We start from the raw sequence: 23,191 nt of genomic DNA on the forward strand, positions 1-23,191 counted from the left end.
ATGTGTTTCGGATGCGGTCGCCACCAAACCATCAGTCACATCATGTGCACGTGCGCGACGGCCAACCGCGCGAGGGCCGGGTGTGCACCGACGGGCGGATGCTGCGCTACGACGCCACGGTGATCTTGGCCAAGCTGCACCGGCTGCGCGGCCACCGTGAACACCTGGCCGCCAAACGCGATCACTGCGCGGCACTGCTGTCCGGGCTGAATACCGCCGATGCCCATGATGTGCGCCGTGTGGCGCTGGAGCGCGGGCTACGGGTAGTGGCGGTGGAGCATGAGCGGGTGTGTGCCCGGATCCGGCGGCTTGATCATGCGCTGGCCTGGTCGGCGGCGCGGTGGGCGGTGGATCAGGCGGTCGCGCTCGGTGCCGGGGCGATCTATCTGGAGGATCTGGCCACGCTGGAGGCGCGTGGGGTCCGCCGGGGCAATGCGGCGTTGTCGGGGCAGGTGCGCGGCATGGTGATCGAGGCGATCCGGCATCTGGCCGCCAAGGACGGTGTCGCGGTGGTGACGGTGCCCGCACGGGGCACCTCCCGCTACTGTCCACGCTGCGGTGAGGGTGGCAGCGTGCTGCGGCATGTTCCGGCGCCTGACCGGCCGGGCGAGCGTGGCTGGAAGTGGGCCTACTGTCCGGCGTGCGGGCTGTCGTGCGACCGCGATCATGCCGCGGCCGAGCGGATCGCCGCCCGCGGCCTGCTCGGCCAGCGCCACACCCGGACCGCCCCGGGCACCGGCGTGCGCACCATCGCGGTGGTGGTGGAAGGCAACGTGACCCGGGCGCGCCGCCGCAACAGGCCCACCCGCGCGGCTCGTCGGGCCCGGCGCACCCAGACCGATGTGCATCCACGCCCACCGGCCCGGGCGCGCGCCAAGACCCGGCCGACCCCCAAACGGCGGCAGGTCAGCCGCACCAAGACGTTCAGCCGTGTGCCCGACCGGCGCACGGTGCCCGCCCCCGACCCCGGCACGCCCGGGATGGGAAAGCGTCCGGCGGGCCAGGCACCCCAGGCATCCCGCTCACCGGCGGGACGTACAGGGCCTGTACGCAATTCTCACCACCGGACTGGCTTCCACCGTGTCGCAGCCACCCCCGTACTCCCCCTGGGAACGTACGCAGGTGGCCCGCCACGCGCCACGCCCGCCCGGAATGCCGGAAATCCCCCGGCAAACACAGAGAATCGCAGACGCTAATAAGCTCCCGTGACCTCGACGATCTCGGCCAGCGGGAACTCCAGGTAGTCGCCGGCCTCCTCGCACCAGGCGTCGAGGGCGCCGCCCTTGAGCTCGCCGTGGCTGATCGTCGCGGTCAGGCCGTCGGTCAGCGTGATGCCGGCCCGCACGCCCCGGTCCACGACGAAGCCCAGCAGTGACTGCTGCGCCGTGGGCAGCCTGGTCGCCATCCGGCCGATGACGGCCCAGGTGCGCCCGGCGCGGTCGTTCGCCGCCCGGCTGGCGCTGATCAGGCGGGCGGCGTGCTCGTGCGGGTCGGGGATCGGTTCGGCGATGATGTGCGGGATCGCCTCGGCCCCGCCGATCGCCGCCAGCTCCGACAGCTCGGCCACCTGGCCGCCGGGCAGCAGGATGAGCTTGCCGTTGTGGGGCTCCTCGACGCGGGTGCGGCGGATCGTGATCTCACCGCCGTCGGTGACGGGGACGGGCGAGTAGCCGTGCTCGCGCAGCGCGGCGAGTGTCCGTTCGGCGCCCGCCGAGCTCACCAGCACGGTGGGCGCGAGCAACCGCAGGCCGAGCCGGCTCAGCCGCCGGTGAGCGGCGATCTCGGCGAGCAGGGTCGGGTCGGAGGCCTGCACCACGCAGCCCACCGTGGTCACCGTCACCTCGCCGTGCCGGCGGGCCACGTCGCGTACGAGGTATTCGAGCGGCTGCGGGACGGTGCCGACGCCGGACAGCTCCTCCAGCAGCTCGTCGGCCTCGTAGCCGTGGTCCAGCGCGCGGCGCACGCTCTCGGTGGTGAACCGCCACACCGAGGCCGCGCCCCGCGACTCCCGCTCGGCCACCCGGTCGAGCAGCGCGGCCAGCTCGGCCGACGGCGGTCCCGTCACCACCGCGGTCAGGTCGGGGCCGAACAGCGCGCTCCTGCGCACGCTGGCCAGCGCCCTGGTCGACGCCTCCGCGAGTATCGGGTCGTGCTCGACCAGCGGCACCGCGTCGTCGCTCTCCTCGCCCGCCTTGGCGGCCAGCCCGGCCAGCGCCCTGCCCAGGTCGGTCAGCGAGTCGTTGGCCAGCAGGCCGAGCAGCCGCGCCTCGACGAGCACCGCGGACGCGCACTCGGCCAGCAGGTCCTGGTCGAGCATCGGGGAGTGCCAGTGGACGTTGCGGACCAGGCCGGCGCGATCGGCGAAGGCCGTGCCGGCCGGCAGGTGGGACAGGACCGACAGCACCGCCCGGCGCACGCGCGCCACGGCGGCGCCCGACTGGTCGTCGCCCAGCACGGTGCCGTACTTGCCGTCGATCTTGCGCAGCGACGAGCGCTCCATGCGCCACCAGGCCGACAGCAGCACCCGCAGCCTGGCCGAGCCCTCGTCGAGCCGCCAGCGGTCGAACCGCTCGGTGGGGATCATGCCGCCGGACGGCTCGTCCCAGGCCAGCAGCCTGGCCACGGTGCAGATCTCCAGCAGCAGCCGGGTCTCGTCCTCGTCGCAGCCGGTCTCCTTGGCCATCCTGCGTACCTCGCGCACGCCCACGCCGCCGGTCTTGAGCAGCGGCAGCGGCGCCTTGGAGGCGTTGTCGAGCAGTGCCGCGCACCGTTCCACCACGTGCGGAGCGGCCAGCGTCATCAGATGGTCGACCTCTTCCGGGTCGATCGGGATTGTGGCCACCTCGGGTGGTTCGGGGGTGAAGGGTGGGTGGTAGTCGCCGCCGCGCAGGCCGAGCGCCACCTCGCGCGGCATCTCGGCCACGTGCCAGCTCGGCCGGTAGAGGAGCCCGTGGTCGGCGGCCCACTTCTCCGGTGTGCCGGGCATGACGAACCGGCCGCCGTCGACATCGCGTACGGGGCCCTCCCAGGCGAAGCTGTCCAGCAGCCGGACCGTGCCCTCGGGGGCGGTGCGCAGCAGCGCGTCGAGCCGGTCCCGGTCGCCGAGCACCTCGCTGGCCCGGCTGACCGTGCGGCGCTTGTTGCCGTCGGGCGGGAGCCCCAGGTTTCTGGCGAGCGAGCGCAGCGTGTCGTTGCTGATCGTCCAGGAGTTGAGGTAGTGGTCGAGCGGCTCGCCCAGGCCGAGGGGCGCGGTCCACCACCGCGACACGGGCTCGGCCAGGCGGATGACGCCCTCGCCGTCGGGCCAGGCCAGCGCGTGGTCATGCAGGAGGTCGAGCCAGGGGGTCAGCTCCTCGGCCGGCACGCCGAGGAAGGCCGCCAGCCGCTCGGGAGTGGCGTGCCGCACGACCAGGCACGCCTGAGCCAGCTCAAGGCAGGGAAGGGGCAGGCCGCGCAGGGCCTCCATCACGGCGAATCCGTTGCCGAGCCGCTGGGCAAGGGTGTCGAGCCGCCGCGGCCAGGGGGCCGCGATGGCGTCGGGCCGGGTCGCCAGGATGCGGCCCAGCCTGTCTTCGTCAAGTGTTCTTAGCCAGCCGAGCAGGTGATCATCCATCTGTCAGCACTCTCATGGGGTCGCACGCAGGGACTCACCGTGAGCCATGAGCATCCACGGTAATGCAGATCACCCCCGGTCAGGAGAGGACTGCCCAGACGATCTTCCCGTGGGGCGCGAGTGCGGACCAGCCCCATCGGTGGCTGAGCGATTCGACGATGTGGAGTCCGAGGCCGCCGGTGTCGAGAGGGCCAGGGTATCTCAGCACGGGCACCGATGAGCCTGGATCGGTGAAGGCGCTGGTAACCAGCGCGCCGCGGCGCACCAGGGACATGTGGACCGGGCGATGGCAATGCGGCTCGGCCAGGCGTAATCCGTGTCGCAGGGCGTTGGTGGCCAGTTCGGAGACCACCAGCTCCATGTTCTCGATCAGCTCACCGAGCCCCCATCCCGTCAGGGTGCCGTTGGTGAAGCTGCGGACGGAGTGGATCGAGGACGCCGTGGGCGGGAGGACGAACGTGGCGCTCGAGGCCGGGCCTGGGACCAGCAGGTCACGCGCGGCCTCCGGCCACCACCCGACCGGGGGCCACCAGTCGAACGTGGTCCACGAGCCCTGCGTCGCCGTGGTGGATTGCACGTTGATCATTCTGGAGCAAACTCTCGTGCAGGTGCAAGAGCGAATGCACGTGCAGACACCGTGTGCAAGCGCTACCGTTGCCCCAAAAGGTCAATCAGTGGGAAAGGGGATCTTGTCCGCGGCATATGATCTTTCGGCCGTGGAGTGACAGACTGTGTGCTAAGGAAACGACCAAGGAGCAGCACGTGTCCCTCGATCCGCCCGGTTCAGGTTCGACCGTTCGGCGCATCATGCTTGGCGCCAGTTTGCGGCGGCTGCGTGAAGCCAGCGAGCTCACCCGCGACCAGGCCGGATTCCACATCCGGGCGTCCGAGTCGAAGATCAGCCGTATGGAACTCGGTCGCGTCGGATTCAAGACACGCGATGTGGAGGACCTGCTCACCCTGTACGGCGTCGTCGACGACGCCGAGCGCCGTGCCCTGCTGGAGATGGTCCGCGAAGCCAACACCCCCGGGTGGTGGCACAAGTATTCAGCCGTTCTGCCCGCGTGGTTCACCACGTACGTGGGGCTAGAGGAAGCAGCCAGCGTGATCCGTACCTATGAGGTGCAGTTCGTGCCCGGTCTGTTGCAGACGGCAGCATACGCACGCGCGGTATACCAACTCGGCAACCCCGATGAGACCCCTGGGCAGATCGAGCGCCGCGTGCATCTGCGCATGCAGCGACAAGAGCGCTTCACGCAGAAGGACGGCCCGCGACTGTGGGCGGTCATCGACGAAGCGACCCTCAAGAGGACCATCGGCGGGCGGGAGGTCATGTCCGAGCAGCTTCAGCACTTGCTGGAAGTCGCTGCCCTTCCCAATATCACCATTCAGGTGATGCCCTTCAGATATGGCATGCACGCCGCTGAAGGTGGCGCGTTCAGCATCTTGCGATTTCCCGAGTCCGACTTGTCGGACGTTGTCTATGTCGAGCAGCTCTGGGGTGCCCTGTACCTGGACAAGCGTGAGGACATCGATCCATATCTCACGGCTATGGAGCAGTTATGCGTGGAGAGCACCACGCCAGGGGGCACCGTCGAGCTCATCGGCGGTCTTCTCAGAAAGATGTAGATGAAGCAGACCTACAACGGCATGCCCGCGACCGACCTGCAGCAGGTCGCCTGGCGCAAGAGCCACTACAGCAACTCACAGGGGAACTGCGTCGAGCTCGCGAAGCTCCCCGACGGCGGGGTGGCGGTGCGCAACTCGCGCTTCCCCGATGGCCCGGCCCTGATCTACACCCGCGACGAGATCCGAGCCCTCGTGCTCGGAGTGAAGGATGGGGAGTTCGACGGCCTCCTGGTGTAACAGGTTGTTAACCTCCGGCGGGCCCCCTTAACGGGGGCGCGCCGGAGGCGTAACCGCCCCGCCTCCGGCGGACTCCATGATCAGCACATGCTCGACCAGATGACCCTTTATCCGATCGCCGACGACGTGCTCTTCGCACCCGGCGGCAAGGTCGTGATCCGCACCTACGGCGTCGCGCCCTCCGGTGCCGCCGTCTCCTATCGCACGTGGGTCACGGGTCTCCGTGACCAGCCGCGCTACTGGCACTGGGGACACTTCGAGGACGCCACCTCCGGGCACCGCAGGGTGCTGGAGTGGCTGACGGGGAGAGGGCCGCAGCCTACCCAAGCGGTCGCTTGATCGGCTAGGGTTGAGGCCGAGCAATCGCTTGGTCAAAGGAGCCCTGGATGCGGCGTGGGATCTACCTTCTCGAAGAGGTCGACTTCCGGCCGATGAACTCCCGGCGCCCGATGGAGTACCTCACCTGGCTGACCCGCTACAAGCGCGAGGACGAGGCCCGCCAGGCGCCCACGCTGACCTCCGGCATGTCCATCAGGTCCCGCGAGATCGACCTGGCCGGCGCCTTCTACGCCGTGGGCATCACCGGGCACCCGCAGTTCAAGGCGGTCACGCTGTGGGACTGCCACGGCGGCTGGGACGGCGGCTGGCGCCAGATGATGGAGATCTACCGTGGGGTGGACGACCGTCTGTTCCTGTCCGACATCGACGACCTGCGCTTCTCCGCCTTCTCCCGCCCGCTCGGCGCCGTGCCGGGCTGCCCGGACCTGAGCGAGGTCACCACCGCCGAGTTCTACGTGTTCGAGAGCGCCCGCGTACGACCCGGCGCCGCCCTCGACTACCTGGAGGCGGTCCGCACCGAACGCGCCCCGCTGCTGGCCGAGCACGGGCATCACTTGATCGGCCTGTACGAGGTGCTGTTCTGCGACACCGAGGCCGTCACGGTCTGGGGCGTGTCGCTCGACGACCACCTGCGCACCCAACGGGCCCGCGACGCCGCCCTCGGGCTGGACGACGAGGTGCCGCCGGACCCGCGCCTGCTCGACTGGGCCAGGCGGGCCCGCGACTTCCTCGACGGGCCGTGGCGCGAGACCCTCCTTTCGCCCTTCCCCGGCAGCCGTCTGGCGCCCGGAGGCACATCGGGTTAGCGTCGGGCTGCTCGCCGGGGGTCAGGCGACCGGTGCGTTCCAGGTGGTCACCACGGGTTCGGCGTGTTCGTAGCCCAGCCGTGAGTACGTGCCGGTGTCGAGCTTGAACAGGCGGCCGTCGGTGGGCGGCAGGTCCAGCCAGCGGGCCGTCAGCACGCGCAGGAAGTGCCCGTGCGCCACCAGCGCCACCCGCCCCTCGGCCGCCTTGGCCCTGGCGATCACCCGGTCGGCGCGCGCGCCCACGTCGGTCGCGCTCTCCCCGGGATGCTCGGCGTCGCCGGGGGTCACGCCGTCACGCCACAGGTACCAGCCCGGCCGGGTCTCCCGGATCTCGGGCGTGGTGATGCCCTCGTAGCCGCCGTAGTCCCACTCCCACAGATCCGCGTCCACCTCGTACGCCTCCAGCCCGGCCAACTCCGCCGTCCGGCGGGCTCGCTGGGCGGGGGACACCAGCACCAGATCGAACGTCATCTCCTTGACCAGCGGCGCCAGCGCCCGCGCCTGCTCCTCGCCCTCGGGCAGCAACGGCACATCGGTGCGGCCCGTGTGCTTGCCCGCCTTGCTCCACTCTGTCGCGCCGTGCCTGAGCAACACCATCTCGTCCATGACTTCCATCATCCGGCACGGTTGACCTCAACCGTGGTTCAGGTAGCAGGCTGGGCGGCATGCACGCGATAAGGCTCTATTCCTACGGCCCTGCCGAGAACCTCCGCTATGAATCCGTCCCTGATCCCCTGCCGGGCCCCGGCGAGGTCCGCATCGCCGTACACGCCGTCGGTGTCCACTTCATCGAGACGTTGTTCAGGCGGGGCATCCCCATCGGCCCGCACCCCGCGCCCGACCTGCCCGCGACGTTCGGCCATGAGGTGGCGGGGGTGGTGGAGTCGGTCGGTGAGGGCGTCGGCCCCGGCCTGCTGGGCAGTCGCGTGGTGACCAGCGAGGTGACCTCGGGCGGCTACGCGTCGCTCGCCGTCGCGCCCGCCGCCGGTCTGACGGTGCTTCCCGACGGGCTGGAGTACGGCGCCGCGGTCGCCATGCTCTCGACCGGCGCCACCACGCTGGGACTGCTGGAGGTCGCGCCGGTGACGGCCTCGGACGTGGTGCTGATCATGGCCGCCGCCGGGGGGATCGGCACGCTGCTCGTCCAGCACGCCCGCCGGGTGGGCGCGACGGTCGTCGGAGCGGCGGGCGGCCCCGCGAAGGCGGCCCGGGTCCGCTCGCTGGGCGCCGACCTGGCGGTCGACTACAGCACGCCCGGCTGGACGGACGTCGTACGGGAATCGGTCGGCGACGTCACGATCGTCTTCGACGGGGTCGGCGGCGAACTCGGCAGAACCGCCTTCGAACTCCTTGAAGGTGGGCGGCAGGTCGTGTTCGGGCAGGCGTCGGGGGAGTGGTTCCATCCTGAGGAGGCCGAGTTGAAGGCCCGTGGCGTGACCTCGTACGACGCCCTCGCCTACCTGCTCGGCCGCCAGGGCGGCATGGACGACCTGCAGGAGCGGGCGCTGGAGGCGGCGGCGAACGGCGAGCTCACGCCCGCCGTCCAGTCCTTCCCGCTGGAGCAGGCCGCGGCCGCCCATGCGGCGCTGGAGAGCCGGAACACCATGGGCAAGGTGATCCTCACCCCGTAGCGAGCTCCTCGACGATCGGGGTGAAGGCGTCGAGGTCGCGCTCGTGATGCACCACGAAATACGAAATATCGTGCTCATCCCGCCAGTAGCGGAGCTTGTCGACTATGTCGTGGTGGGTGCCGAGGAGTACCTGTGGCGTCTCGTCCAGCTGTGAGGTGTCGGCGGCGCTCCAGGTCTCCTCCGGCTTGCGTACGCCCACCTGCACCACGCTCGTGCCCAGCTCCAGCCGGTCGTAGCGGTCGCCGGCGGCCGCGCGTACCGTCCGCAGCTTGTCCATGAACGCCTGCCGCCCGCCGTCGTTCCCGTCGGGTCCGGTGCCGTCGGCGCGTACCCGCATCCCCAGGTTCACCACGTCGGCCTCCCGGGCGGCCAGCCGCAGCATCCGCGGCCCGCCGCCGCCCAGGAGCAGCCGCGGGTGCGGCCGCCGCACGGGCTTGGGCTGCTGGTCGAGCGCCCGGATCTGGTAGTGCGCCCCGTCGAAGGTGTACGGCCCGTCGCCCCACAGCCCCTTGAGCACCGCCACGGCCTCGGCCAGCCGGTCCACCCGCACCCCGGGCGGCTCGAACGGCAGGCCGGCCCGCTGGTAGTCCTCGGCCATCCAGCCGGTCCCGAGTCCCACGTCGAGTCGCCCGTCGGACAGCACGTCGAGGGTCGCCGTCTCCTTGGCCAGCACGGCCGGATGCCGGAAGTCGTTCGCGAACACAAGGGTCCCCACCCGAAGCCGCGTCGTCACGCTCGCGGCGGCGGCCAGCGCCGCAACGGGGGCGAATCGCGGACCGACCAGGTGGTCGGGCACGAGCAGCACGTCGAACCCGGCACTCTCCAGCCGCCTGGCCTTGTCCGCCCACGCCTTGCCCGACTCCGCCTGCCGCACCACCGCCCCGAACCTGAACCGCCGCACGTGCCTCTCCTTGCTTGAGCAAGCGCTTGTGTAGCTACGCTTGCCAGCGTAGAGGCGATCACGCGGCGAAACCATGGAGATGGTCAACTATGCGCACGTAACGGCGCCCGGCCACGTGCGGGTTCAGCGGCCGTTTTCCTGGAGGCCCCCAGTCATGTGCGGCGGGTGGCGGGTGGGGCGGCTGTGCCGTACGGGAAACAAAGGCCCTGACCGGAAGACGCGCGCGGCGAGATCAGGCCAGGCGGAGCGCGGTGCGGCCCGCGAGGGACGTGACCAGCGCCTGGACGATCCGCGCGATCAGCATTTCCAGGAGCATCATGCCCGCCTTCGCGAGCACAGAGGCCAGAAATTCAGACACTGAGTACCTCACATCAGTAAACCTACCGTTATGAGGATAATCAGCCACAAAAGTTGCGATAAGGCCACAATTCAGGTGTCTATATGGTGAACCGCTGATGACTAGCCCGCGCTCGCCCGCTCCATCAGCCCCGCCACCAGCGCCGCCGCCCCGGCGCAGCCCAGCCCGATGGCCCAGCCGAACGGGCCGACCGGACGGCAGCCGAAGACCTGGCTGAGCCCCGGGACGGAGATGATCACCATGAGGGCCGCCAGCGACGACACCGACGCGAGGAACACCAGCCGATCCCCATCCCCCACCGACAGCGTCTGCAGCAGCTGCGCCCCCACCAGGCCGATGAGCCCGACGGTGGACGCGCGGCGCGGTGTGCCCGTCATCCGGCCGAGCAGCCACGCCGCGGTCGCCGCCGCCGCGGTGGTGACCGCGCGTACGTAGATGTCCCGGGTCAGGGCGGCGCCGAGCGAGACCTCCGGCCCCTCGGCGAGCAGCTTCTCCGGGGTCTCGGCGTTCGGCGGGCGAACGGCCACGGCCATGGCGGGCAGCATGTCGGTCAGCAGGTTGACCAGGAGCAACTGGCGGGCGTTCAGCGCGCTGCGCCTGGACAGCAGGCTAGAGCCGACCGTGAAGGCGATCTCTCCGACGTTCCCGCCGAGCAGGATGCCGAGCGCGTCGCGGACGGAGCCCCACATCGCCCGGCCCTCGGAGATCGCGTCGATGATCGTCTCGATGCGATCGTCGATCACCACGATGTCGGCGGCGGCCCTGGCGGCCGGGACGGCACGTGGTCCGAGGGCGATGCCGATGTCGGCGAGCCGGATCGCGGGGACGTCGTTGGCGCCGTCACCGGTCACGGCCACCACCTTGCCGGCGCGCCGCAGGCAGGAGACGATGCGGGCCTTGTGCTCGGGCGTGGTACGCGCGAACACCGCCACCTCGGGCAGCACCTCGGCCAGGGCGTCGTCGTCCAGCCGCTCCAGCTCGGGTCCCGTCATCACCCGCTGACCGTTCAGAACGTGGATCTCGGCGGCGATGGCTTCGGCCGTGCTCGGATGGTCACCAGTGATCATGATGACCCGCACGCCGGCGCCCATCAGCCCCTCGACGCTCCGCTTCGCCGTGGGCCGTACGGGATCGGCCAGGCAGAGGAAGCCCAGGAAGCACAAGCGCTGGATGCGGGCCTCGTCGAGATCGGCGCGGCTGGACGCCTCACGCTCGGCGACGGCGAGTACGCGGAAGCCCTGCAACGCCTGCCTTTCCACCTCCTTCTCCAGCTCACGCCTGGTCCTCGGGCCCATGGGCACCTGCTCGCCACCGCGGATCAGGTGGGTGCAGCGGTCGAGGACGACCTCGGGGGCTCCCTTGACGCTCAGCAGGTGACCCGACTCGGACAGGCCGAGCACCGCGTGGTAGCCGCGGGCGGGCTCGAACGGCAGCTCGTCGACCCGGTGCCACTCCCGAAGGCCGTCCTTGGGCGCCACGTGGAGCTTGGCGGCGCCGTCCACGACGGCGCGGTCCGTCGGATGGGGGATGGCCCGCCCGCCCTCGAAGCGGGGGCCCGCCCGGAGCGCCGCGCCGACGATCACCTTCAGCTCCGGCGTCAACGTCTCGACCGGCCGGGCGTGGCTTCCGTCCGAGACCTGGCGCAGGCTGATGTGGCCTTCGGTCAGCGTCCCGGTCTTGTCGAAGCAGAGCACGTCGACCCGGCCCAGGGCCTCGATCGTCGACGGGTTGCGGACCAGCGTGTTGCGCTGGGAGAGCCGTTTGCTGGAGGCGAGCTCGGCCACGGTCGCGATGAAGGGCAGCCCTTCGGGGACCGCGGCGACGGCCAGGCTGACCGCGGGGGCGAGAGCCGCGGAAAGGGGCGAGCCGCGCAGCAGGTTGGTCACCATCAGGACCAGGCCCGACCCGATCGCGGCGGGCAGGATGCGGCGGCTCAGCCTGCGCAGCCGCAGCTCCACACCGCTCACCGGCGGCCTCTCGGCGGCCAGCCCGGCGGTCCGGCCCGCCTCGGTCTCCTCCCCGGTAGCCACGACCACGGCCAGGCCGTGACCGGCCGCCACCGTAGTGCCCTCGTACACCATGGACCGGCGATCCGCGACGGCGGCGGCCACGGTGGGCGCCGCGGTCTTGGACACGAGCTGCGATTCGCCCGTCAGCGTGGACTCGTCGATCTCCAGGTTGACCGCCTGGATCAGCCTGCCGTCGGCCGGTACGGCGTCACCGGCGCGCAGCTCGATCACGTCCCCCTTCACCAGGTCGTCGGCGACGCCGGAGACGCCGCCGCCGGGCCTGCGCAGGCGGACCCGGACGGCGGTGACCTCGGTGAGCCGGTGCACCTCCCGGTCGGCGCCGCGCCGCTGCGCCCCGCCGATGACGGCGTCGACCACCATCACGCCGCCGATCAGTACGGCGTCCAGGACCGAACCGACCGATGCCGACAGCCCCGCGCCCGCCGCCAGGACCGGGGTCAACGGGTTGGCGAGCTCCTCCAGAGACGCCATGACCAGGGAGGTGGGCCCGGCGGAATCCGGCCGCGCCGGTTTCGTCCTGCGGCGCTCGGCCTCCCTCTCGTTCAGCCCGTGCGGCGACGTACGCAGCAGGTCGAGGACGTCGGCCACCGCCATCGCGTGCCACGGCGTGCGATCGGCGGGCACCGGCGGCGCCGTCCGCCTGACGTTCCGTCCCACCCACTCCCCGGTGACCAGGGCGGCCACCGAGGCGCAGTCGCGTACCAGGTTCGCCCGCGCCACCGCCGTCGGGGCCGGGCCGAGCACGGCCAGGCCCGCGCCGACGACCCCCGCCGCGGCGGCCACCCGCACGCTGCGCCTGCTGGCCTTCTTCGCGTACGGGACGCAGCGCAGCAGCAGGTGGATCCCGTCGAGGTCGCTGATCACGTCGGCATCCCACGGCACGCGCCGCGCCCCCCTGAGCACGCCGATGCCCAGGTCCGCCTGGCGCAGGCCGCGCCTCGACGTACGGGACACCAGGGCCACGACGTGTCCTTCGGACTGCAGCGACCGAAGCGCGGCGACCAGCCGGGAGCCGCCGTCGACGACCCGGTCCACACCGAGTCGCGGGCCGAGGTACGCCTCCCCACCGGCCAGGACCACGTCACCGGCGCATTTCGCGGCGGCGACCACGGCTTCGGCCAGCGGGTGGAGCTCCGGCGCCACCCCGACCAGCGCGACCGGGACTCCCTGCCGAGAGACGCTGATCGGCCGGATCCCCTGGCGGCGCCACTTCCGCACCTCCGCGGGCTCGCGCGTCGCCGAGTACGGCCCCGCCGACCAGCCGTCCCGCTCGCGCCGGGCCGCCGGATCGGTGAGGTCGAGCAGCGTGTAGATCCGCGCGTGCAGCTCGTCCAGGCTTTTGTCCACGCCGTGGTCTGTGCCAAGGTTCGCGCCGATGTCCGAGCGGTGGTCCGCGCCGATGTCCGTGCGGTGGTCTGTGCCGAGGTTCTCGCGGTGGTCCGTGCCAAGGTTTTCGCCGAGCGGGACGATGCCGTCGATCGTCCACCCGCCCGTGGTCAGCGCGGCGGCGTCGAGGAGGACCGTGTCGACGCGATCCAGGCGGCCCAGCGCGCGGCGGTGGAGCACCATTCCACCGCGGTTGGCCAGGGCGCGCGCGAGAACGCTGGTGAAGGCGTCCCTGCCGAAGTGCGCGGCCTTCGGGATCCCCGTGATGAGTACGGAGAGCCCCCGCTCGTGGCCGCCGCCCACCACGGTCGTGACCGCCTGCGTCACCACCGTGGCGGTGCTCGCGGCGTTGGCGTACAGCTCGACGGGCCCGTGCGGCAGCGGAACAGGCCGAGGCCGCTCCGCGACCTTGATGTGCCGGTACGCCCCGTCGGCGTCGGCGAACTCCTCCTCGCGCAGCTCCCAGGCCCGCCGCCCGGCGCACGAGTCGACGAAGCGGATGGCCGCCGCGACGGAGTCGACGAGCATCGACACGGGCCGTACCGCCAACGTCTGGGAGACCAGGCGAGTGGACGCGACCACCGCCTCCGCGGTGGGAACGCTCATGTACCGCTCCAGCTCGCGCCGGATCCGCGGGGTGTGCTCGGCCAGCGACAGGACGGCGGGCACGGCCGCCGGCAGACTCGGCAGGCGGGCGACCCGGCCGGCCAGCGCGAGCCCGGTGCCCAGGACGTGCAGGCCGAGGCTCATCGCGGCGCGGGCCTGCTGCTGCACCCCGTCGAGCGCCACCGGGCCACCGGCGCCGTCCAGGTCGAGTTCGTCGACGATGGCCGTGAGCTTGTCCAGATCGGCCGTGGCCGCGTCGCAGCCTACGAACACGCAGCCGAGCGCGCCGTTCACCTCGGCCCGGTCCACACCGGCCGCGCGCAGCCGGTCTTCGAGGACGCGGGCGGCCGAGTCCGTGCCGGGGCCGCCGACGTGCCGCAGTTCGATGCGTACGCCACCCGCGCACTTCTGTATCCGGCGAGGGCGGGGGAGTAGGCTCCGTACCGGCTCGGGGAGCACGCTCAGGACCGTGTCAGCGGAGAACGGCCACATGTCGTCCCCTCAGCGGAACCGTCCGGGCGGCGCGCAGGCTGCTCGGCGGAACCGTCCAGGCGCGCGGGCCGCTCAGAACACGCTGAACCGTCCGGGCGCGCAGGCTACTCAGAACACGTGGCAACCCGGTCTCACCGGCCCGACCGCGCACGTCCGGTGGTGCTCGCCCGAGCACCTCGTGACGTGGTGGAGGAGGCCGTTCTGCGCTGGGAGGAGGCCCTCTTCGAGGAGCCGGTGGTCGCGGCGGCGCTCGTCGAGGAGGTGCTGCGCCTGCCGGAAGCGGTACGCCGACCCGAGGTGGCGGTCCCGCCCGAGGCGGTGCTCTTTGGTGTGGCGGTGCTCCTGGACGTGGTGGTGCTCTTGGATGCGGCGGAGCTCCGGGAGGCGGTGGTGCTCTTCGGTGTGGCGGTGGTCCTGGAGGTGGCGGTGCTCTTCGGCGTGGTGGCGCTCCTGGAGGTGGTGGTCCTGGACGTGGTGGTCCTCTTCGGTGCGGCTGAGCTCCTGGACGTGGTGGCGCTCTTCTGTTCGGTGTCGCTCTTCGGTGTGGCGGTCGCGGCGGTCGCGGTGCGGCTGCGCGCGGCGGAGGTCGTGGCACGGCCGCGGGTCGTGGCGGACGTGGTGCGGCTGCGGGTTCCGGAGGTCGTGGCGCGACGACGGGCGGTGGAGGTCGTGGCGCGGGCGGTGGCGGGCGGGGACGCCTGCGTACCGCGGGCGGGTGTCCCGCTCTCCCCTTGCTGTCCGCGCCGCGCGATCAGCGCACCGGCGCCGATGGCGGCGGCCACCGGCCAGTCGAGCACGCCGAACGCAGCGAGCGCGCCAAGCGCGCCGTAGTACGCGAGGCGCTCGGGCGGCGGAAGGAACGTCCGCGCCACGTCCACGGCGTGACCGAGCTCCCGCCGGGAAAGGCGCGGCAGCCCAAGACGTGGCAACCCCAGATGCGGCATCTCGACGTGCGGCATCCGCAGATCCGGGGGATGGACCTGGACGCTCATCATCGGCAGATCAATCGTTAGTTCTTTGGACGAACGCGCTCGAGACTGGGCAACGGCCATGATTCCTCCCCCATATCGCGGACGTCGAACGCCTCCCCCGCGCGCGACGAACAAGAGTTCCCTGCCCACTTTTATGGCCGTGTATCCGTTTTATGCTTCCCCTTCCGTATTTGAGGGCTCTAGTTGACCGAAGGGGCCAAGGGCACTTACCAAGCGCTTGCTCAGGTGCAAGACTGTGGGGCATGGAGATCCCCGTGCGCGCCGCGTCGGACGACGAGGCGGGCTTCTTTCATGAGCACGGATGGGTGCGGCTGCCCGCCCTCGTGCCCCCCGACGCCGTGGCCGAGCTGAGGCAGCGGGCGACCGGCTATCTGGCGGCCCGCGCGAAGGAGCGGCGGACACTGGTGGACCAGGCGTTCGGGCAGTCGCGCGACATCGCCGAGAGCGACGAGGCGTTCCGGACGCTGGCCCTGAGCCCGGCCATGGGCGTGAACGCGACCCGGCTGCTGCACGGTGTGGAGGCCGTGCGCGTGCAGGTCACGAACCTGCTTGTCAAGGAGCCCGGAGAGCACGCGGCGACCGAGTTCCACCAGGACTTCCCGTGGATGCCGATGGACCGCTCGGCGATGCTGACGGTCTGGCTGGCGCTGGTGGACGTACCGGCGGACATGGGGTCGCTGCGCTTCTTCAGCGGTTCGCACCGGTACGGACTGCTCGGGCGGAGCTTCACCCGGACGGGGGACGATCAGCTCAGCCAGCACCCGTGGCTCAAGCAACTGGAGCTGTCGCCGCCCCTTGACCTCGCGGCGGGCGACGCGACCGTGCATCACGCGCTGACCGTGCACGGAGCGCCCGCCAACCACCGTGACCAGCCGCGCCTGTCGTTCACCGTCACGTACTTCGACGCGAACGCTCTCTACACCGGCACGCCGTACCAGCAGACGGACGGGCTCGACCTAGAGGTGAACCGGCCGTTCGACCATCCGAGGTTCCCGTGCGTGTAAGCGCCCCAGTCGTACAGATGAGACCAGACGTACAGATGAGAGACGACGCCTATGCCTGAGACGGTGAGAGGGCCGGTGGGCGAGCTCGGCGCCACGCTCATGCATGAGCACGTGTTCGGGCTCAGTCCGGAGATTCTCTGGAACTGGCCGGACATCCCGGAAGGGTGGGACTTCGAGCGGCGGGCGAGGGAGGCGGCGGCCAAACTGGACGACCTCCGGGCCGAGGGCATCGACACGATCGTGGACCTGACCGTCATCGGGCTCGGCAGGTATATCCCCGCCGTCCAGCGGGTGGCCGAGCTGACCAGCGTGAACATCGTCGCCGCCACCGGCCTCTACACCTACGACGCCCTCCCCCCGTACTTCGGCAACCGGGGTCCCGGCTCGCTGTTCGGCGGGCCTGATCGGCTCGCGGAGTTCTTCGTACGGGACATCGTTCAGGGCATCGGCCGGACCGGGGTCAAGGCGGGCATGCTCAAATGCGCCACTGACCATCTCGGCATGACCAAGGGGACCGAACGGGTGTTCCGGGCGGTCGCCGAGGCGCACCTGGAGACGGGCGTGCCCATCACCACCCACTCGCACAGTGCCTCCAGGGGCGGCCTGGAGCAGCAGCGGCTGCTCGGCGAGCTCGGCGTCGACCTCACCAGGGTCGTCATCGGTCACGCGGGCGACTCGACCGACGTCGCCTACCTGGAGGAACTGGCCGCGAACGGCTCCTACCTCGGCATGGACCGCTTCGGCATCGAGACGCTCTCGCCGTTCGAGGACCGGGTGTCGATCGTGGCGACGATGTGCGCGCGCGGCCACGCCGACCAAATGGTGCTAAGTCACGACTCGTACTGCTTCAACGATCGCTTTGACGCCGAGGTCGTACGGCAGCGCCACCCGAACTACCACCTCCTGCACATCTCCCGCGACGTCCTGCCCGAGCTGCGCAAGAGAGGCGTCACCGAGGACCAGATCCACCAGATGCTCGTCGACAATCCCCGGAGGATCTTCGCATGATCGAGGGCACGACCGACGGGACGCTCAAGGACGCGACCGATGGCACGACCGGCGGGACGGCCGGCGGCACGAGCTACGGCGCGACCCACGGCACGATCGGGGACGCGATCGAGGACTTCGACGTCGGCTCGGATTGGCACGTCGCCTCGCCGTACGAGTTCCTCGGCAGGCTGCGCCGGGAGCGGCCGGTGTTCCGCAGCGAGCACCTCGGCGCCTATGTGCTGACCCGGCACGCCGACGTGCGCGCGGCGTACGGCGATCCGAGGCGGTTCTCCTCGGAGGGCTCGCTGACCATCTCCCGCAGCCTCACCCGTGAGACGCGCGACAGGCTGGGCGAGCACGGGTCGTTCCTGTCCAGCTTCGTGGCGAACGTCGATCCGCCCGACCACACCAGACTGCGGCGTTCGGTGTCGAAGGCGTTCACGCCACGGGCGGTCTCGGCCATGGAGCAGCACTTCCGGCGGCTCAACGAGGACCTGCTCGACCGCGTGGCGTCCAGGGGCGAGGCCGACTTCGTGTCCGAGATCGGGCACGAGCCGTCGATCAAGCTGACCGCCCGGTTCATCGGGGTGCCCGAGTCGGACGAGGGGTTCGTACAGGCGCATGTGAAGGACTGGTTCCAGCTCTTCCTGTCGCCGCAGCCGCCCGACCGCCAGCTCGAACTGGCCGACAGTTTCCTGACCTATCTGGATTACGTGGATCGGCTGGTCGCGGCCCGCGCCAAGGAGCCGCGCGACGACTTCACCTCGCTCATGACCTCGCTGATCGGCTCGGAGCTCAGTCACCGCGAGGTGGTGGAGCTGATCTCCACGATCCTGCTCGGCGGCAACGACACCGTGCCGAACCAGCTCGCCAACAGCGTCCTGCGGCTACTGCGCGAGGACGCCTGGCCGGTCGCGCCGCCGCTGATCCAGAACGCGGTGGAGGAGTGCATGCGCATCGACGGCGCCTCCCTCGGGTCGTTCCGGTACGCCACCACGGATATTTCGCTACACGACGTGATAATTCCGGAAAAGTCGTTGGTGCTCCTCTCCACCGACTCCGCCGCCCACGACGAGACCGTCTTCCCCGACCCGGACCGGTTCGTCATCGACCGGCCCAACGCCGACGCCCACATGGTGTTCGGCTACGGCATCCACTTCTGCGTGGGCGCCGCGCTCGGCCGGCTGCAGCTTCGGACGGCGCTCGAGGTGCTCGGCCGCCGCCTACCCTCGCTGAGGCTCGCCGACGAGCCCATCGTCTACCGCAAGTCCCTCGTGGGCCGGGGGCTGACGGCTCTGCGGGTGACGTGGTGAGTGCCGCGCCGGGTCGGTTCGACGGGCGGGTGGCCCTCGTGACGGGCGCGGGGTCGGGCATCGGCGCGGCGTGCGCGTCGCGCCTGGCCGCCGAGGGTGCCTGCGTGGGCGTCCTGGACGTGCACGCGGCGGGGGCCAAGTCGGTTGCCACCGCCATCCGCGCCAGGGGCGGCACGGCCACGGCGCTCGTCTGTGACGTGTCGGACGAGAAGCAGGTGGCCGAGGCGATCGGTGACCTGCTCGCCTCGTTCGGCCGCCTGGACGTCGTCCACTCCAACGCGGCCGCGCTCGACCCCGGCACCTACGGCCGCGACCGCGACCTCGAGGACCTCGACGTCGCCGTATGGGACCGCACGATGGCGGTGAACCTGCGCGGCTGCCTGCTCATGGTCAAGCACGCGGCCCCCGTGATGGCCGACGGCGGCGCGTTCGTCGTCACCTCGTCGGTCTCGGGTCTGCTGGGCGACGTCGCGCACGTCGCGTACGGCACCTCGAAGGCGGCGCTGACCGGTTTCGTGCGCTATGTGGCCACCAAGTACGGCTCGCGCGGCATCCGCTGCAACGCCATCGCGCCCGCACTGGTCCTGACCGACGCGGCCGCGCAGGCCCTCGGGCGGGAGCGGCTGGCCGACAAGGCGGCCGAACGGCTGCTGCCCTGGGCCTGCACCCCGGACGACGTGGCCGACCTCGTCGCCTTCCTCGCCTCGGCTGAGTCCCGGTGCATCACGGGACAGACCATCGTCATCGACTCCGGCACGGTGGCCCACCGCCCTGAACACGCCCTGCGCCAATGGCGCGACGCGGCGGGGTGACCACCGGAATTCCCCGGAGCGGTCCGTCACACGACTGTCTCGATCCCTGTGACGGTTTGTCGTGGCAGGAGTCCCTCGGAGCGGACACCCCTGCGGGGGAGCGGAAGACCGGATACCCGGAGAACATTCCTAGGAACCGCATTAGGGTTGTGGCGGATCAAGGGGGATGAATGGAGCCGGTGTCGGTCGGGTTGGTCGGGGCGGGGCCGTGGGCGGAGCGCGCGCATGCGCCCATGCTGGTCAACAGCCCGCATCTCCGGTTCGCCGGCGTGTGGGCTCGGCGTCCGGAGGCTGCCGCTCGGCTGGGGGCGCCGGTGTTCGAGCGGGTCGAGGAGTTGTTCGAGGCGTGCGAGGCCGTGGCGTTCTGCGTGCCGCCGGGCGTACAGGCCGAATTGGGGGTGCGCGCGGCGAAGGCCGGGAAGGCGTTGTTGCTGGAGAAGCCGCTCGCCGACTCGCTGGAGAACGCGCGGCGGCTCGCCGATGCCGTGCGTGAGGCCGGTGTGGCCTCCCAGATGGTGCTCAGCATGCGTTATATGAAGCAGGTCAGGGAGTTCCTGGCGCGCTGCGCGGAAATCGAGGCGTTCGGCGGTCACGCCGCGAACATCTCCGATGTCCTGCTGGGCGGCCACCTCTTCGGCACCCCGTGGCGGCTCGAGCGCGGGGCGCTCCTGGACGTCGGGCCGCACGTGGTCGACCTGCTCGACGCCGCGCTCGGCCGGGTGACCGGCGTGCGCGCGCACGGCAACCCGCTCGGCTGGACCGGACTGCTGCTCGATCACGAGGGCGGCGCGGCCAGCGAGGCGTCGCTGTGCATGGCCGCCGCCGGTGACCTGCCGCCGGCCAGTGTCGCGGTGTACGGCAGGACGGGCAGTGCGACGCTGCTGCCCAGTGATGACGACGATCCGTTCGAGACCATCGCCGAGGAGTTCGCGCGGACCGTACGCCAGGGCGGCGGCCACCCGCTGGACGCGGCCCACGGGCTCAGGTTGCAAGAGATCATCGCCGAGGCGGAAGCCCAATTGGGCACCCCTTGACTTAACGCGCATCTGGCGCATTGATAGCGTCTGTCCGACGCGCAGAGTTGCAGCGAAGTCCGGTGCGAGTCCGGCGCTGTCCCGCAACTGTCATAGCCAGGTCGCCTGCCTCCGCGCTGACGTCATCAACCCTCGTGGAAAAGGGTGATCCGTCGCTCTCAAGCGGGTCTCTCGGTTCCGACAGTGTGAAAGGACTTCTCGTGAGGCCCGTACGCACGGCCTTCGCGGGCGCGCTGCTGGGAACGCTCGTTCTGGCCGGATGTGGTCAGACCAGCACTACCACCACCCCGTCCCCCGCGAGCCCCACCGGCTCCACCGGTACGACCGGCACGACCAGCTCCGCCGCCTTCCCCGTGACGGTCGAGGCGGGCAACGGCAAGGTCAGCATCGCCAAAAAGCCGGAGCGGATCGTCTCGCTCTCCGCCAGCCATACCGAGACGCTCTTCGCCATCGGCGCGGGCCCCCAGGTCATCGCGGTGGACGACCAGTCCAACTACCCGGCCGGTGTCCCCAAGACCGACCTGTCCGGCTTCAAGCCGAACGTCGAGGCCATCGTCGCCCAGAAGCCCGACCTGGTGATCGTCTCCAACGACATCGACGGCATCGTCGCCAAGCTGGGCAAGGTGAACGTGCCGGTCCTCCTGGAGCCCGCCGCCACCAAGCTCGACGAGGCGTACGACGAGATCACCGACCTCGGCGCCGCCACCGGCAACACCGAAAAGGCCGGACAAGTCGTGACTGGCATGAAGACGTCCCTCGACAAGCTCTCGGCGAACGCCCCCAAGGACAAGAAGCTCACCTACTACCACGAACTCGACCAGACCCCCTACGCGGCGACGTCCAGCACGTTCATCGGGCAGATCTACGCCATGTTCGGCCTCACCAACATCGCCGACAAGGCGCCGGACCCGGCGGGCGGCTACCCCAAGCTGTCGGCGGAGTTCGTCGCCCAGGCAGACCCGGACCTGATCTTCCTGGCGGACGTGAAGTGCTGCCAGCAGAGCAAGGACACGCTGGCCAAGCGCCCCGGCTGGAAGGGACTGTCGGCCGTCAAGGGTGACCAGGTGATCCAGCTCGACGACGACATCGCCTCGCGCTGGGGCCCGCGGGTCGTCGACCTGGCACAGACCATCAGCGACGCCGTCGGCAAGGCGGCCACCCGCCAGTGAGGTCCAGACCGATGTGGACGGCGGGCGCGCTGGCCGTGCTCGCCGTCTCCATGGTCGCCGGGCTGCTCGGCGGGGCCGCCGACATCTCGCCGTGGCAGGTGGTGCTCCAGGCGCTCGACTGGCTGCCGTACGTACACGTGGACTCGGGGCTGGCCCCCGTGGAGCAGGGGCTGCTGTTCGAGCTGCGGCTGCCCAGAGTGCTGGTGGCGGCCGTGGTCGGCGGGCTGCTGGCCATCGCGGGGGCCGGCTACCAGGGGGTGTTCCGCAACCCGCTGGCCGACCCCTACCTGCTGGGCGCCGCGGCCGGAGCCGGGCTGACCACCACCGTGGTCATCGTGCTCGTGCCGACCCCGGCCGTCGGCATCCCGGTGGCCGCCTTCGCGGGTGCGGTCGGCGGGGTGTTCCTCGCGTACGTGCTCGGCAACACCGCCGGGCGCTCGGGCGGCACCGCCACGCTGGTGCTCGCCGGGGTGGCCGTCACCTCGTTCCTGACCGCGATCCAGACGTTCATCCAGCAGTTCAAGGTCGAGCAGTTGCAGCGCATCTACTCCTGGATCCTGGGCGACGTGGGCGGCGGGTGGGACCAGTTCTGGCTGGTCCTGCCGTACGCCGCCGTCTCGGCCGTCCTGCTGCTCGCGCACGGGCGGATGCTGGACGTGCTCTCGGTGGGGGACGAGGAGGCCACCAGCCTCGGCGTCCGCGCCGGGCGGGTACGGCTGGCGGTACTGCTCGCCGCCTCCCTGGCCACCGCGGCGGCCGTGGCGGTGAGCGGGCTCATCGGGTTCGTCGGCATCGTCATCCCGCACGTGGTCAGACGGCTGGCGGGCGGCTCCTACCGGATCGTGCTGCCACTGTCGCTGATCGGCGGCGCCGCCTTCCTCGTGCTCGCCGACCTGGTCGCGCGCACCGTCATCGCCCCCGCCGAACTGCCCATCGGGGTGGTCACCATGTTCGTCGGCGCGCCGTTCTTCGTGGCGGTCCTGCGCATGACCCGGCAGACCGCCACATGACCGCCGACACGGCCCGGCCGGCCCGGATGATCGAGACGAGCGGCCTGTCCGTACGGCTCGGTGAGCGCGAGGTGCTCAGCGACGTCGACCTCTCCGTACGGCGCGGCGAATGGCTGGCGATCATCGGCCCGAACGGCGCCGGAAAGTCCACCCTGCTCAAGGCCGTCATGGGCGTCGTCGCCCACCGGGGCGACGTCACCGTCGGCGGCCGGGCCGCGAACACGCTCAGGCCCAGGGACCGGGCCAGGCTGGTCGCCTACGCCCCCCAGACGCCCTCGCTGCCACCCGACATCACTGTGTACGACTACGCCCTGCTCGGCCGCACCCCGTACATCCCCTACCTCGGCAGCGAGAGCCGCCACGACAAGGAGGTCACCAGGTCCGTGCTCGAACGCCTCGACCTCACCGAGTTCGCCGCGCGCCGGCTGGGGGAGCTGTCCGGTGGCGAACGGCAGCGGGTGGTCCTGGCCAGGGCACTGGCCCAGGAGGCGCCCGCGCTCCTGCTCGACGAGCCAACGACCGCGCTCGACCTCGGGCACCAGCAGCAGGTGTTGGAACTGGTCGACCGGCTCAGGCTCGCCGACGAGCTGACCGTGGTGACGACGCTGCACGACCTGACCCTCGCCGGCCAGTACGCCGACCGGCTCCTCCTGCTCGCCGGCGGCCGGGCCATCGCTGCAGGGCGGCCGGGACAGGTGCTCACGGAGGCGCTGGTCGGCACCCACTTCGACGCCCGGGTGGAGATCGCGCCGGGTCCCGGAGGCCGGCCCGTGGTGCACCTGGTCAGGGGTGTCTCGTGAAGGTGGCGTCGGCCTATCGGGTCGAGGATGTCGTCCTGA

21 protein-coding genes and 1 riboswitch are annotated in these 23,191 nt (G+C 71.0%); of the genes, 15 read left to right on the forward strand and 6 right to left on the reverse strand.

Annotated elements, in window-relative coordinates; translation table 11 throughout:
• The first annotated feature begins 50 nt into the window (after window positions 1-50).
• The gene (locus ACGFJ2_RS23465; RefSeq protein WP_393471512.1) at window positions 51-1,196 is read left to right on the forward strand and encodes a zinc ribbon domain-containing protein; all 1,146 of its coding nucleotides are present in this window, start codon (window positions 51-53) and stop codon (window positions 1,194-1,196) included.
• On the opposite strand, the gene ACGFJ2_RS23470 is transcribed toward ACGFJ2_RS23465, so the two are convergent.
• Both ACGFJ2_RS23470 and ACGFJ2_RS23475 read right to left on the reverse strand, forming a co-directional pair.
• On the reverse strand, window positions 1,193-3,613 hold the full coding sequence (locus tag ACGFJ2_RS23470) for a helicase-associated domain-containing protein (RefSeq protein WP_393471515.1): 2,421 nt from the start codon (window positions 3,611-3,613) through the stop codon (window positions 1,193-1,195). The genes ACGFJ2_RS23465 and ACGFJ2_RS23470 overlap by 4 nt on opposite strands.
• 79 nt (window positions 3,614-3,692) lie before the next feature.
• Window positions 3,693-4,199, reverse strand: coding sequence for an ATP-binding protein (locus tag ACGFJ2_RS23475; RefSeq protein WP_357960052.1), 507 nt, complete (start codon window positions 4,197-4,199; stop codon window positions 3,693-3,695).
• Between the two features lie 221 nt (window positions 4,200-4,420).
• On the opposite strand from ACGFJ2_RS23475, the gene ACGFJ2_RS23480 reads away from it, so the two are divergent.
• From ACGFJ2_RS23480 to ACGFJ2_RS23495, 4 genes are all read left to right on the forward strand, one after another.
• Entirely contained in the window at window positions 4,421-5,242 is an 822-nt protein-coding gene (locus ACGFJ2_RS23480) for a helix-turn-helix transcriptional regulator (protein WP_225299863.1), read from the forward strand.
• The gene (locus ACGFJ2_RS23485) at window positions 5,243-5,479 is read left to right on the forward strand and encodes a DUF397 domain-containing protein (protein WP_225299640.1); all 237 of its coding nucleotides are present in this window, start codon (window positions 5,243-5,245) and stop codon (window positions 5,477-5,479) included. It abuts the gene before it with no gap.
• Window positions 5,480-5,566: 87 nt separating this feature from the next.
• Complete coding sequence (locus ACGFJ2_RS23490) at window positions 5,567-5,818, forward strand: hypothetical protein (protein WP_357960055.1); 252 nt, start codon at window positions 5,567-5,569, stop codon at window positions 5,816-5,818.
• 47 nt (window positions 5,819-5,865) lie between these two features.
• Complete coding sequence (locus ACGFJ2_RS23495) at window positions 5,866-6,624, forward strand: hypothetical protein (RefSeq protein WP_393471520.1); 759 nt, start codon at window positions 5,866-5,868, stop codon at window positions 6,622-6,624.
• 21 nt (window positions 6,625-6,645) lie between these two features.
• Here the strand turns inward: ACGFJ2_RS23495 and ACGFJ2_RS23500 are convergent, their stop codons facing one another.
• Window positions 6,646-7,230 (reverse strand): histidine phosphatase family protein, encoded by a 585-nt coding sequence (locus tag ACGFJ2_RS23500; RefSeq protein ID WP_357960061.1) that lies wholly within the window; start codon window positions 7,228-7,230, stop codon window positions 6,646-6,648.
• Window positions 7,231-7,289: 59 nt separating this feature from the next.
• On the opposite strand from ACGFJ2_RS23500, the gene ACGFJ2_RS23505 reads away from it, so the two are divergent.
• Window positions 7,290-8,255 (forward strand): zinc-binding dehydrogenase, encoded by a 966-nt coding sequence (locus tag ACGFJ2_RS23505; protein WP_358448255.1) that lies wholly within the window; start codon window positions 7,290-7,292, stop codon window positions 8,253-8,255.
• On the opposite strand, the gene ACGFJ2_RS23510 is transcribed toward ACGFJ2_RS23505, so the two are convergent.
• From ACGFJ2_RS23510 to ACGFJ2_RS23520, 3 genes are all read right to left on the reverse strand, one after another.
• The gene (locus ACGFJ2_RS23510; protein ID WP_357960066.1) at window positions 8,245-9,156 is read right to left on the reverse strand and encodes a TIGR03621 family F420-dependent LLM class oxidoreductase; all 912 of its coding nucleotides are present in this window, start codon (window positions 9,154-9,156) and stop codon (window positions 8,245-8,247) included. The genes ACGFJ2_RS23505 and ACGFJ2_RS23510 overlap by 11 nt on opposite strands.
• 232 nt (window positions 9,157-9,388) lie before the next feature.
• Window positions 9,389-9,514 (reverse strand): hypothetical protein, encoded by a 126-nt coding sequence (locus ACGFJ2_RS23515; protein WP_357960069.1) that lies wholly within the window; start codon window positions 9,512-9,514, stop codon window positions 9,389-9,391.
• Window positions 9,515-9,615: 101 nt separating this feature from the next.
• Window positions 9,616-14,028 (reverse strand): HAD-IC family P-type ATPase, encoded by a 4,413-nt coding sequence (locus tag ACGFJ2_RS23520; protein ID WP_393471525.1) that lies wholly within the window; start codon window positions 14,026-14,028, stop codon window positions 9,616-9,618.
• A gap of 117 nt (window positions 14,029-14,145) precedes the next feature.
• On the opposite strand from ACGFJ2_RS23520, the gene ACGFJ2_RS23525 reads away from it, so the two are divergent.
• The 9 genes from ACGFJ2_RS23525 (at window position 14,146) to ACGFJ2_RS23565 (ending at window position 23,152) form a co-directional block, all read left to right on the forward strand.
• Window positions 14,146-14,859 carry a hypothetical protein gene (locus ACGFJ2_RS23525; protein ID WP_393471528.1) on the forward strand — a complete coding sequence of 238 codons (714 nt, stop codon included), beginning with the start codon at window positions 14,146-14,148 and terminating at the stop codon, window positions 14,857-14,859.
• A 403-nt stretch (window positions 14,860-15,262) separates the two neighbouring features.
• Window positions 15,263-16,024: a phytanoyl-CoA dioxygenase family protein gene (locus ACGFJ2_RS23530; RefSeq protein ID WP_357960077.1), complete on the forward strand. Its 762-nt coding sequence runs from the start codon at window positions 15,263-15,265 to the stop codon at window positions 16,022-16,024.
• Window positions 16,025-16,075: 51 nt separating this feature from the next.
• Window positions 16,076-17,032 (forward strand): phosphotriesterase, encoded by a 957-nt coding sequence (locus ACGFJ2_RS23535; protein WP_393471532.1) that lies wholly within the window; start codon window positions 16,076-16,078, stop codon window positions 17,030-17,032.
• Complete coding sequence (locus ACGFJ2_RS23540; protein WP_393471535.1) at window positions 17,029-18,327, forward strand: cytochrome P450; 1,299 nt, start codon at window positions 17,029-17,031, stop codon at window positions 18,325-18,327. The genes ACGFJ2_RS23535 and ACGFJ2_RS23540 overlap by 4 nt, the downstream gene beginning before the upstream one ends.
• Entirely contained in the window at window positions 18,324-19,139 is an 816-nt protein-coding gene (locus ACGFJ2_RS23545) for an SDR family NAD(P)-dependent oxidoreductase (RefSeq protein ID WP_393471538.1), read from the forward strand. The genes ACGFJ2_RS23540 and ACGFJ2_RS23545 overlap by 4 nt, the downstream gene beginning before the upstream one ends.
• Window positions 19,140-19,309: 170 nt before the next feature.
• Window positions 19,310-20,173, forward strand: coding sequence for a Gfo/Idh/MocA family oxidoreductase (locus ACGFJ2_RS23550; protein WP_357960090.1), 864 nt, complete (start codon window positions 19,310-19,312; stop codon window positions 20,171-20,173).
• Between the two features lie 7 nt (window positions 20,174-20,180).
• A riboswitch (cobalamin riboswitch) is annotated at window positions 20,181-20,301 on the forward strand.
• Between the two features lie 72 nt (window positions 20,302-20,373).
• Window positions 20,374-21,342, forward strand: coding sequence for an ABC transporter substrate-binding protein (locus ACGFJ2_RS23555; protein ID WP_393471541.1), 969 nt, complete (start codon window positions 20,374-20,376; stop codon window positions 21,340-21,342).
• Between the two features lie 11 nt (window positions 21,343-21,353).
• Window positions 21,354-22,352 (forward strand): iron ABC transporter permease, encoded by a 999-nt coding sequence (locus ACGFJ2_RS23560; protein WP_357960142.1) that lies wholly within the window; start codon window positions 21,354-21,356, stop codon window positions 22,350-22,352.
• Window positions 22,349-23,152: an ABC transporter ATP-binding protein gene (locus ACGFJ2_RS23565; RefSeq protein ID WP_357960096.1), complete on the forward strand. Its 804-nt coding sequence runs from the start codon at window positions 22,349-22,351 to the stop codon at window positions 23,150-23,152. Before ACGFJ2_RS23560 ends, ACGFJ2_RS23565 begins: the two co-directional genes overlap by 4 nt.
• The last annotated feature ends 39 nt before the right edge of the window (window positions 23,153-23,191 follow it).

It is taken from the genome of Nonomuraea sp. NPDC049028 (assembly GCF_043197735.1).
Lineage (GTDB): Bacteria > Actinomycetota > Actinomycetes > Streptosporangiales > Streptosporangiaceae > Nonomuraea.

Bases quoted from the DNA above. Each gene is read 5' to 3' on its own strand.
- ACGFJ2_RS23485 (WP_225299640.1), top strand. From the start codon at position 5,243: ATGAAGCAGACCTACAACGGCATGCCCGCGACCGACCTGCAGCAGGTC.
- ACGFJ2_RS23550 (WP_357960090.1), top strand. From the start codon at position 19,310: ATGGAGCCGGTGTCGGTCGGGTTGGTCGGGGCGGGGCCGTGGGCGGAG.
- ACGFJ2_RS23535 (WP_393471532.1), top strand. From the start codon at position 16,076: ATGCCTGAGACGGTGAGAGGGCCGGTGGGCGAGCTCGGCGCCACGCTC.
- ACGFJ2_RS23500 (WP_357960061.1), bottom strand. From the start codon at position 7,230: ATGGACGAGATGGTGTTGCTCAGGCACGGCGCGACAGAGTGGAGCAAG.
- ACGFJ2_RS23520 (WP_393471525.1), bottom strand. From the start codon at position 14,028: ATGTGGCCGTTCTCCGCTGACACGGTCCTGAGCGTGCTCCCCGAGCCG.
- ACGFJ2_RS23505 (WP_358448255.1), top strand. From the start codon at position 7,290: ATGCACGCGATAAGGCTCTATTCCTACGGCCCTGCCGAGAACCTCCGC.
- ACGFJ2_RS23490 (WP_357960055.1), top strand. From the start codon at position 5,567: ATGCTCGACCAGATGACCCTTTATCCGATCGCCGACGACGTGCTCTTC.
- ACGFJ2_RS23475 (WP_357960052.1), bottom strand. From the start codon at position 4,199: ATGATCAACGTGCAATCCACCACGGCGACGCAGGGCTCGTGGACCACG.
- ACGFJ2_RS23540 (WP_393471535.1), top strand. From the start codon at position 17,029: ATGATCGAGGGCACGACCGACGGGACGCTCAAGGACGCGACCGATGGC.
- ACGFJ2_RS23495 (WP_393471520.1), top strand. From the start codon at position 5,866: ATGCGGCGTGGGATCTACCTTCTCGAAGAGGTCGACTTCCGGCCGATG.
- ACGFJ2_RS23480 (WP_225299863.1), top strand. From the start codon at position 4,421: ATGCTTGGCGCCAGTTTGCGGCGGCTGCGTGAAGCCAGCGAGCTCACC.
- ACGFJ2_RS23560 (WP_357960142.1), top strand. From the start codon at position 21,354: ATGTGGACGGCGGGCGCGCTGGCCGTGCTCGCCGTCTCCATGGTCGCC.
- ACGFJ2_RS23470 (WP_393471515.1), bottom strand. From the start codon at position 3,613: ATGGATGATCACCTGCTCGGCTGGCTAAGAACACTTGACGAAGACAGG.
- ACGFJ2_RS23565 (WP_357960096.1), top strand. From the start codon at position 22,349: ATGACCGCCGACACGGCCCGGCCGGCCCGGATGATCGAGACGAGCGGC.
- ACGFJ2_RS23530 (WP_357960077.1), top strand. From the start codon at position 15,263: ATGGAGATCCCCGTGCGCGCCGCGTCGGACGACGAGGCGGGCTTCTTT.